We start from the raw sequence: 8072 nt of genomic DNA on the forward strand, positions 1-8072 counted from the left end.
GTAGTTTCCCGGTTACTTTCCCGCTTGCCGCACCGACCGCAGCCCCGGCGATTGAACCGGCCCGTGCCACGTTGCGGTTATAGGCAGACGTACCGCCAGCCGACACTATCCAGCTTGCCACCGTTGGAATGGTGAAGTAGCCCACGATGCCGATAATCATAAAGATTATATACACGGTGCTGCTCCCGTCCGGGATGAAATTCGGGTCTGAAAGCTGCTCGATGTCTTTTTGGAGCATCAGGGTTTGTATGCGTGCCAGCACGCTGCTGAACAAGTCCGACACGGGCAGCCACAGGTAAATGGAGATATAGCGTGAAATCCACCGGGTCAGCGTGCTTTGGAAACCGTCATAGACGGAAATCGCAAACGCCAGCGGACCCAGTATGCTTAACACGATTAGGAAGAACGTGCGCAGCGTGTCTATAATCAGCCCCGCCGCCTGAAAGAGCATTTCCAATAACTCCCTGAACCAGTCCCGGACGGACTTCTTTATATTATAAGCCGTCCTGTCCATGTACATACCCGTCATAGTCACCATGTCGGAGGGTGACCAGCCCAGTTCTTCCAGTTGTCGGTCAAATTCCTCGTCCGATGCAAGGTAAGCCGTTTCGGGGCTTCGCATCAGGGCTTCATATTCCAGTCGGTCTTTCTGCGCCCGGTACTCGTTCATGTCGAAAGTCTGCGTTTCCATAAGCTGGTTGCACCCTTTTACCACTGGCGACAATACCGTGTTGATAGTCCCCAGCACGAAAGTTGGAAAAAACATGATGCACAGCCCCAACGCAAAGGGACGCAGGAGCGGGTACACGTCTATGGGTTCGGCACGTGCGAGCGACTGCCACACTTTGGCGGCTACATAGAACAAAGCTCCCAGCCCGGCTATCCCTTTGGCTACCCCTGTCATGTTACTGCACAAGGGCATCATTTCATCGTACAGCACCCGCAACACTTGGTGCAGGTTGTCAAAATCCACCGCTGCTAATAACATAGGCATACCATATTTATACGTTACCAGTAGCGTTCATCCGCCGAGCCGTAGAGAGCCAGCACCCGGTCGGTGTCGTTCTTTTTCTTCGCCCGCAGGTAGGACACGGATATGTTCTTTCGGGTGTAGTAGTTCACGAGGTTGCGGTAGTTGAGCAGGCTTTTATAGGCGTTGTTGATTACCGCCAGCCTTTCGGCATCCGTCAGCGACATGCCCGTCACGTTCACTACATTTTTCAAGTCCTGCAACACGTCCGCACTTTCGGAGAGCAGCTTGGCGTACCCGGCTGAAATGGCGGTGAGTTCATCCGGCGTGTAGTTCGGGTCTGCCAGCATGTTCTGATAGTTTCGCACGTAGATTTCGGATATTTCCGCCACCAGTTCAATGGACTTCTTCACCTTGATGCCGCCCTTGACAACATCGTGTACCGCTTTGAGCGCATCGTAATATTTTTTACCCTGCTGGAAAATCTTCTGCGCTTCCATGAAGCCGTCCAGCGTGTTCTTGGCAGTGGTGGAAGTCTGCACTATCTGCTTGGTGGTGTTGATGATACCCTGTGCCAAGTTGCCGGGGTCTGACACCACCCACTGTGCGGATGCCTTGCCGATGAAGCAAAGGCATACCGCCAAAAGGAGAATTGTTTTCTTCATGTTCCTAATTTTTAAGTTGTTGATGATTGGGGATTGCGTTTGCTTTCCGCAAGCCGCTTGATAGCCAGTTCAAGGTTGCCGCCCAGCTTGTCGGCGAGGGCGAACAGTTCCATTTTCTCGCTTTCCTCTGTCGTGAACGTGTAATATTCTTCCAATGAAACTTCGGTAGCGTACACCGCAGATTGTGTGCCGCCCAGCGAGAAGAAAACTTCCTTGTACTTCCGTCCGGGGTGGTTCGCCATGTTGATAGACAATATCTGCGAACGCTCCTTATCGGTCAGCCCCAGCAGGTTTTGTATGCTGTCGAACTTGTTGAGATATTTCCTTTGGTCTAACAATATTTTGCAGTCCGAGTTGTTGATGATACTCTCTTTCACGATAGGGGAAGAAATAATATCCTCAATCTCTTGTGTGACCACAATCGCTTCCCCGAAATACTTCCGGACTGTTTTGTAGAGGTAGCGAATATAATCCGCCATGTTCGCCGATGCAATCGCTTTCCACGCTTCCTCGATTAGTATTAACTTCCTTATTCCCTTTAACTTGCGCATCTTGTTTATAAAGGCTTCCATGATGATGATAGTCGTTACCGGGAATAAAATCTTGTGGTCTTTGATGTTATCCAACTCAAAGACAATGAAGCGTTTATGCAGCAAATCCAGTTCCTTGTCGGAGTTCAGCAGGTAGTCGTACTCACCGCCACGATAGTACGGTTCAAGCACGTTCAGGAAATTGTCAATGTCAAAATCCTTTTCCCTGACGTTTTTCTGTTCAAGCTGTCGGCGGTAATCATCCCTGACAAACTCGTAGAACGTGTTGAAGCAGGGCGTTACCGAACGGTCTTTGCCTATCAGTTCGATATAGGCACTCACGGCGTTTGACAACGCCACTTCTTCCGACCGTTTCGGGGCTTCATCATCCCGCTTCCACAGGGTGAGTATCAGGGTCTTGATGCTCTCTTTCTTCTCGATGTCAAATACCCCGTCCTCGACATAGAACGGGTTGAAGGCTATCGGGTTCTCGTTGGTGTAGGTGAAATAAATCCCGTCCTCTCCGTGTGTACGGTTGTGGATAAGCTGGGACAGCCCCAAGTAGCTGTTACCCGTATCGACCAGCAGCACGTGCGCCCCCTGCTCGTAATACTGGCGCACCATGTGGTTGGTGAAGAAAGACTTACCCGACCCGCTCGGCCCAAGTATGAACTTGTTGCGGTTGGTCGTGATGCCTTTCTTCATGGGCAGGTCTGAAATGTCGATGTGCAGCGGTCGCCCGCTTACCCTGTCCACCATTTTGATGCCGAACGGCGAAAGCGAACTCTTGTAGTTCGTTTCTTCCACGAACAGGCATAGAGCCTGCCCCAAGAACGTGTAGAAACTTTCCTCTGCCGGGAAGTCGGCTTCGTTGCCGGGTATGCCCGCCCAAAAGAGCGTGGGCGTATCGACCGTGTTGTGGCGTGGCTTGCACTCCATTAAGGCAAGCTGGCTTCCCACATCGTTGCGTATGCGTTTGAGTTCGTCCCTATCGTCACTCCATGCCATGACGTTGCAGTGGCAGCGTACCGAAATAAGCCCCTTGCTGTGCGCTTCGTTCAGGTACTCGTCTATCCATTCCTTGTTCACTTGGTTGGCACGGGAGTAACGGGAGAGCGATTGCATGTTCCGGGCGGTCTGCTCGAAGTTCTTCAGGTTTTCGGCGTGGTCGTCTATGAAGATGAACTGGTTATAGACGTGGTTACACGACAACAGTACGCCCACCGGGGCGGCAAAACTTAACCTGCAATCGCTTCTGTCTGTGGACAGCTTCTCAAATCGGCAGTCCGTCCCGACCTTTCCGGGCAAATCTTCCACGTCCGAAAGCGTGTGCAGGCACAGTATATCGTCCCCGACACGCATTTCTTCCGGGTACAGCCCGATGTCTTTCAGGCAGGTGGTATCTGTCTGCGAGAGCGAGAAGTATTTCTCTATGATGCCCGCCTTTCCGTCCTGCCCGGTGATTTCCGATGCCGCCAGCCGGGTAAGGGTGACAAAACCGCTGTCGTTCATAATCCTTTCAAACTGCCCGACCGCTTCGATGAACTTTGCCGCCGCTTCCTTGTCGGCTATCTCCTGCGGTACAATCCTGCCCCGGCATAGGGTGGAGAAGTCGCTCTGTCGGCGGCTTCTCTCCCTTGTCGTCTTTGTCAGGAACAGGTAGCAGTAATGGTTCAGGAACGGGCGTTCATTGAAGTGCCGTTCAAAGGATCGGCTTAAAAAACTAAGCTCGTCCCTTTCGGTGTCGGGCTGGTAGTTCTCCTTGATGAAGAAGTCCTGCTTGTGTACTATGGAGTAGTCGGGCAGCACCTTGACCGCCTTGTACCACGCCGAATGTATGGCTTCGTACTCGGCACTGGTGACGGTGAACAGTTCGGGCAGTTCCACCCTGAAAGCCACCGTCAGGTCTGCATCCTTTGATATGATGCAGCCGTTCTCCACCGCCAAAAGGGGAAATTTCCTTTCCAGCGTGGTAGCCTTTAACATATTCCTCATAGTCTTTCTTCCTTTCTTTTTTTGTAGGTGAATAATCGGGGTATCGCCTTTCGGCTGATAATGAAGCGTGGATGCCGTTTGCGTGCGGCGGCTTTCATCAGCCCGTGCGTGCCGTACCGTGCGTTGAGCCGGAACGTCTGCCACACGAGCAGCAGCGAAGCTGACACGATGAAACCGATACATATCCACTGGTTCACGCCTGCCATGAACAGGACGATGAACACCACGAAGACGGCGAGCAAGCCGCCGCACTAGATAAAGAGGTACTGGCTTTTCAGCCCCTTGAACTCCACCGGCTTTCCGATACCCCTGTTTACCGGATATTTTTCGGGCTTAGCCCTCAACAACTCGTCAGACATTGCCGCCTTTTTAGAGGAAGAACGAACGCAGGATAGTGGCGGCGACAATCAGGAAGATGCACGCCCCGAACCAACTGGCGGCGGTCTTTGAGGTGTCGGGGTCGCCGCTTGAAAACTTGTTATATACTTTTACCCCGCCAATCAAGCCGCAGACCGCCCCGATTGCGTACACCAGTTTTGTTCCGGGGTCAAAATACCCGGTGATTAGGTTCGTGGCTTCGGTGATGCCCGCCTGCCCGTTTCCTTGTGCGTAGGCACTTACCACGGCGGCAAGTATAGCCGCCGACAAGAAGATTTTCTTTCTCATTGTGATTTGTTTTTAATGCCGGGCGGCGGGTGGATAGTCCGCCTTTCCCGGCTGGTGAATAATTTGAAATTTTAGTGGTCGGGGATAGTCCCGTTTGTCTGTTTGGTTTTCAGGTTGCCAATCAACCGTAATCCCGTTGTTTCATGCTGTCAGGCTTATACATTATTATATTATAGGAAATCGTTCATGTCGAACGCTTCGTGTTCCTCGCTTGTATCGCCAGTTCCGGCAGGGACAGCAGCCGTAGCCAGTTCCGCTTCGTTGCGTCCCAGCAGTTCCGCCACCCTTGCCAGCCCGCCGTTGATGTTCTCCACCACCGCATCGTAGAGGTTCGTCCCCTCAATGCTTGCCAGTGTCCCGGTGGCTTGCCGTTTCTCCGCTTCGGTGGGGTTGTCGGCGTTCGCCGTGCGTACCGCTTCGCCCAGTTCGTCAAAGCTCACGCCCGTAGCCCGCCCGGTATCATCGTCACCGTCCATGTACCCGGCTATTTCCTCGTCCTCGTAGTCGGGTTCGTCATTCTCGTAACCGGGCGTTTCTTCCGCTTCGGCTGCTGCTTCCGGAATGTTTTCTTCCGGCTGTCCGTCAGCCTGCGGCGCAAAAATAGTATCATTTTCAGCCGCTTGCTGGAGGTGTCCCGATTTGTCCTGCGCTGTCCCGATTAGTCCGCCCTTGTATCGGCTTTCACCTATCAGCGTGTAGCCTGAAACCTCGTTTCGTGGGAGTGGCGCATCATCCGTTCTGCCCGGTGATGTCCGGCTGTCCGTGTAGCGATACCACAGCCATAGGGCGATATAGTACACCAAAAACCCGGTAAGTATGCAATAGATTACCATAGTCAGACAGGCTTTTGGAAGTGGCTTTCGTACAGGGTGTTTATCTCGTCTTGGTACTGCTCGAAGTGGCGCAGCAGAATGTTTTCCACGTAGCTGCTTACCGTCACCTTGCGCCCGCCTATCACCGTCACGATACGCATCAGCTTCTCGTGCGTGGTGCGGCTCACGTACAAGGGCTGTCGGTCTGCCAGTTCCACTTTCTGAAAGTAGGTTTCCCGGTAGTCGCCCGAACCGCCCTTGCGCCTGCGGGGTGTCGGTTTCTCTACTTGCACCGTTTCTGTTTGTGTTTCTTGCGGTACATCATTCGTCTTATTATTATCTTGTTTACTGGGGACACCTTGCGAGATAAGCTCTTTCATGAAATCCTCGTCTATCTTCGGCATCCCGCCGCTTTGCTTTGCCATATCATTGTAATTTGATGTAGTACGTTATTTCGGTTATCAGTTCTTCCAAGTTACTTCCCCTTACCAGCGGGCGGCTGGCGGGAAAGAGCGTGGAGCGGAACACCGCCTTTTTATCCGCCACCAGTTCCTTTTTGTAGCGTTTGGTATCGGGGATAAAGGTTTTCATCAGCGGCAGTTCCAGTTCCTTAATGGTCTTGTCGTAGGCGGTGTAAAGGTCTGTTTTCTCCCTACCGTCCACCATGTTCCAAAAGAGGTACAGCCCGGCAAGTCGGCAGGCTTCATTCCTCACCAATAGCTTTTGGATAGCCATTGCGAACGACAGGCTGCTTTCCAGTACCACTTTGTCGGCTGAAATCGGTGTGAAGATATAGTCCATGCCCGCAAGGGAGTTTATCACGCCCTCGCTGTTCACCGTGCCGGGCAGGTCGAAAAACACTATATCCGGCACGTGTCCGGCAGTGGCAACATATTCGTCAGCCGTGACTATCGCCTTTTCGGGCGAACTGCACAGCACCGGGTAGGCTTTCTTCCCCAGCCGGGTGAACTGTTCATACGCCATGCGCTTGTAATCTTCATCCGCCCCGACCTGCTCGGCATCCCGCTTTCGCATCCCGGCAATGGAGTGTTGCGGGTAGTCGCAATCGACCACCGCCACATCGTAGCCTTTGAGGTAGTAGAGGTAACTCGCCGCCAGCACGGTAAAGGTGGTTTTGCCGACCCCGCCCTTTTGGGTGGAAAAGGCGACATAAAGGGGCGTTTTCTCGTTTTCCATATTGCTTCCGTTCATTATTGGTTGATAGATTTATTTATTGCTTCCAATCATTCATTCTTTCCATGTTGCAATCTTGAAATATTGAAAGAATGTTTTATTTCAATCTTGTTTTCCTGCTTTCATTCTTTCTTGAAATATTGAAATCCTGCAATCACGTTTTATTGCAATCATGCTTTCAATCATTCTTTCCTGATTGGAATATTTCTTTCAATCTTGCTTTCAATCTTGAAATCCGATACAAAAAAAGGGAGAAAAAACGTCCCCTGAAAACCTTGTCCCGATTTGTCCTTTGTTGTCCCGATTTGTCCACCAACTGCCTATTTTACAGCATTATAAATCACCGTTACTTTGCAGCGGAGTAACGAACCGCAGGGGGCGCAGGTGTAAAACCGGGCTGGTGAATGGCAGGGCTTACCGCTTCACGCTAACCCCAATCCGTCCGTGACGGATTTCGATTTTCGTCAGAAAATAGCAAGGTGTGTTTTGTATGCTACAAAACCGTTTTCCGTGCCTGAAAACGCCTTGCCCCTTGCGGGGGTAAAAATCACTCCGAAGTCGTAATTTTTTAATTGAAAGAAGCATGGAAACAAGAAAACCTAACAAGGGCGGTCGCCCCGCCCTCGCAGACCCGGCGAAGCATCGCCATGTCCTTTACCTGAACGACCGGGAGAATGCCCGCTTCCTCTCGCAATGGGAGCAGTCGGGCGTTACGAGCAAGTCCCGTTTCATCGCCGCCCGGCTGTTCGGCGAGCCGTTCCGGGTGGTGAAAGTGGACAAATCGGCAGTAGAATATTGCGCCCGGCTGACCGAATTTTACGCCCAGTTCCGGGCGGTTGCAGTCAATTACAACCAAGTCGTAAAGGCGTTGCACAGCAACTTTTCGGAGAAAAAGGCACTGGCTTTTCTCTATAAACTGGAGAAAGCGACCACCGAACTGGCGATGTTGAACCGTCAGGTTATCGACCTGACAAACGAGTGCAGGGAACTATGGTTGCCAAAATAAGCACGGGCGGCAATATGTTCGGCGCACTGGCTTACAACCAAAACAAGGTGGACAGCGGGGAAGCAAAGGTGCTTTTCTCCAACCGGATGCTGTTGGGCGAGGACGGGAATTTCTCTATCGGCGAGTGTATGCGCAGCTTTGAAATGCAGATGCCCGTCCAGCTATCCACCAAGAAGCCGATACTTCATATTTCCATAAACCCGCACCCGGAAGACGTGCTGACCGACCAGCAGC

At 52.0% G+C, this 8072-nt stretch carries 8 protein-coding genes and 2 pseudogenes; 2 read left to right on the plus strand and 8 right to left on the minus strand.

The features are described 5' to 3' along the window. The 8 genes and pseudogenes from traJ to ABUA47_RS13170 all read right to left on the minus strand — a co-directional run. On the minus strand, window positions 1–988 hold a 988-nt coding region (gene traJ, locus ABUA47_RS13135; protein ID WP_349831659.1), incomplete at its 3' end, for a conjugative transposon protein TraJ. Between the two features lie 20 nt (window positions 989–1008). Beyond that, complete coding sequence (locus tag ABUA47_RS13140) at window positions 1009–1635, minus strand: DUF4141 domain-containing protein (protein ID WP_004308758.1); 627 nt, start codon at window positions 1633–1635, stop codon at window positions 1009–1011. An 11-nt stretch (window positions 1636–1646) separates the two neighbouring features. Further along, window positions 1647–4160, minus strand: a complete 2514-nt coding sequence (locus ABUA47_RS13145; protein ID WP_217739313.1) for a TraG family conjugative transposon ATPase — start codon at window positions 4158–4160, stop codon at window positions 1647–1649. Next, window positions 4157–4519: pseudogene (locus ABUA47_RS13150) on the minus strand (DUF4133 domain-containing protein). Before ABUA47_RS13150 ends, ABUA47_RS13145 begins: the two are co-directional and overlap by 4 nt. 10 nt (window positions 4520–4529) lie before the next feature. Beyond that, complete coding sequence (locus tag ABUA47_RS13155; RefSeq protein WP_004308755.1) at window positions 4530–4826, minus strand: DUF4134 domain-containing protein; 297 nt, start codon at window positions 4824–4826, stop codon at window positions 4530–4532. 170 nt (window positions 4827–4996) lie between these two features. Next, entirely contained in the window at window positions 4997–5659 is a 663-nt protein-coding gene (locus ABUA47_RS13160) for a hypothetical protein (RefSeq protein ID WP_349824524.1), read from the minus strand. 2 nt (window positions 5660–5661) lie between these two features. Beyond that, window positions 5662–6063, minus strand: a complete 402-nt coding sequence (locus ABUA47_RS13165) for a DUF3408 domain-containing protein (protein WP_008648474.1) — start codon at window positions 6061–6063, stop codon at window positions 5662–5664. Between the two features lies 1 nt (window position 6064). Further along, window positions 6065–6850 (minus strand): ParA family protein, encoded by a 786-nt coding sequence (locus ABUA47_RS13170; protein ID WP_149886797.1) that lies wholly within the window; start codon window positions 6848–6850, stop codon window positions 6065–6067. A 565-nt stretch (window positions 6851–7415) separates the two neighbouring features. On the opposite strand from ABUA47_RS13170, the gene mobA reads away from it, so the two are divergent. Both mobA and ABUA47_RS13180 read left to right on the plus strand, forming a co-directional pair. Beyond that, window positions 7416–7838, plus strand: coding sequence for a conjugal transfer protein MobA (gene mobA / locus ABUA47_RS13175; RefSeq protein WP_055295407.1), 423 nt, complete (start codon window positions 7416–7418; stop codon window positions 7836–7838). Further along, window positions 7823–8072: pseudogene (locus tag ABUA47_RS13180) on the plus strand (mobilization protein); the annotation flags it as partial. The gene mobA and the pseudogene ABUA47_RS13180, both read left to right, overlap by 16 nt.

It is taken from the genome of Bacteroides sp. RTP31139st1_H2_RTP31139_211217, assembly GCF_040227615.1.
GTDB classification, from domain to species: domain Bacteria; phylum Bacteroidota; class Bacteroidia; order Bacteroidales; family Bacteroidaceae; genus Bacteroides; species Bacteroides uniformis.

What these genes read in the sequence shown, in the direction of transcription:
- ABUA47_RS13140 (WP_004308758.1), bottom strand. Translation starts at nt 1,635, where the DNA reads ATGAAGAAAACAATTCTCCTTTTGGCGGTATGCCTTTGCTTCATCGGC.
- ABUA47_RS13145 (WP_217739313.1), bottom strand. Translation starts at nt 4,160, where the DNA reads ATGAGGAATATGTTAAAGGCTACCACGCTGGAAAGGAAATTTCCCCTT.
- ABUA47_RS13155 (WP_004308755.1), bottom strand. Translation starts at nt 4,826, where the DNA reads ATGAGAAAGAAAATCTTCTTGTCGGCGGCTATACTTGCCGCCGTGGTA.
- ABUA47_RS13160 (WP_349824524.1), bottom strand. Translation starts at nt 5,659, where the DNA reads ATGGTAATCTATTGCATACTTACCGGGTTTTTGGTGTACTATATCGCC.
- ABUA47_RS13165 (WP_008648474.1), bottom strand. Translation starts at nt 6,063, where the DNA reads ATGGCAAAGCAAAGCGGCGGGATGCCGAAGATAGACGAGGATTTCATG.
- ABUA47_RS13170 (WP_149886797.1), bottom strand. Translation starts at nt 6,850, where the DNA reads ATGAACGGAAGCAATATGGAAAACGAGAAAACGCCCCTTTATGTCGCC.
- mobA (WP_055295407.1), top strand. Translation starts at nt 7,416, where the DNA reads ATGGAAACAAGAAAACCTAACAAGGGCGGTCGCCCCGCCCTCGCAGAC.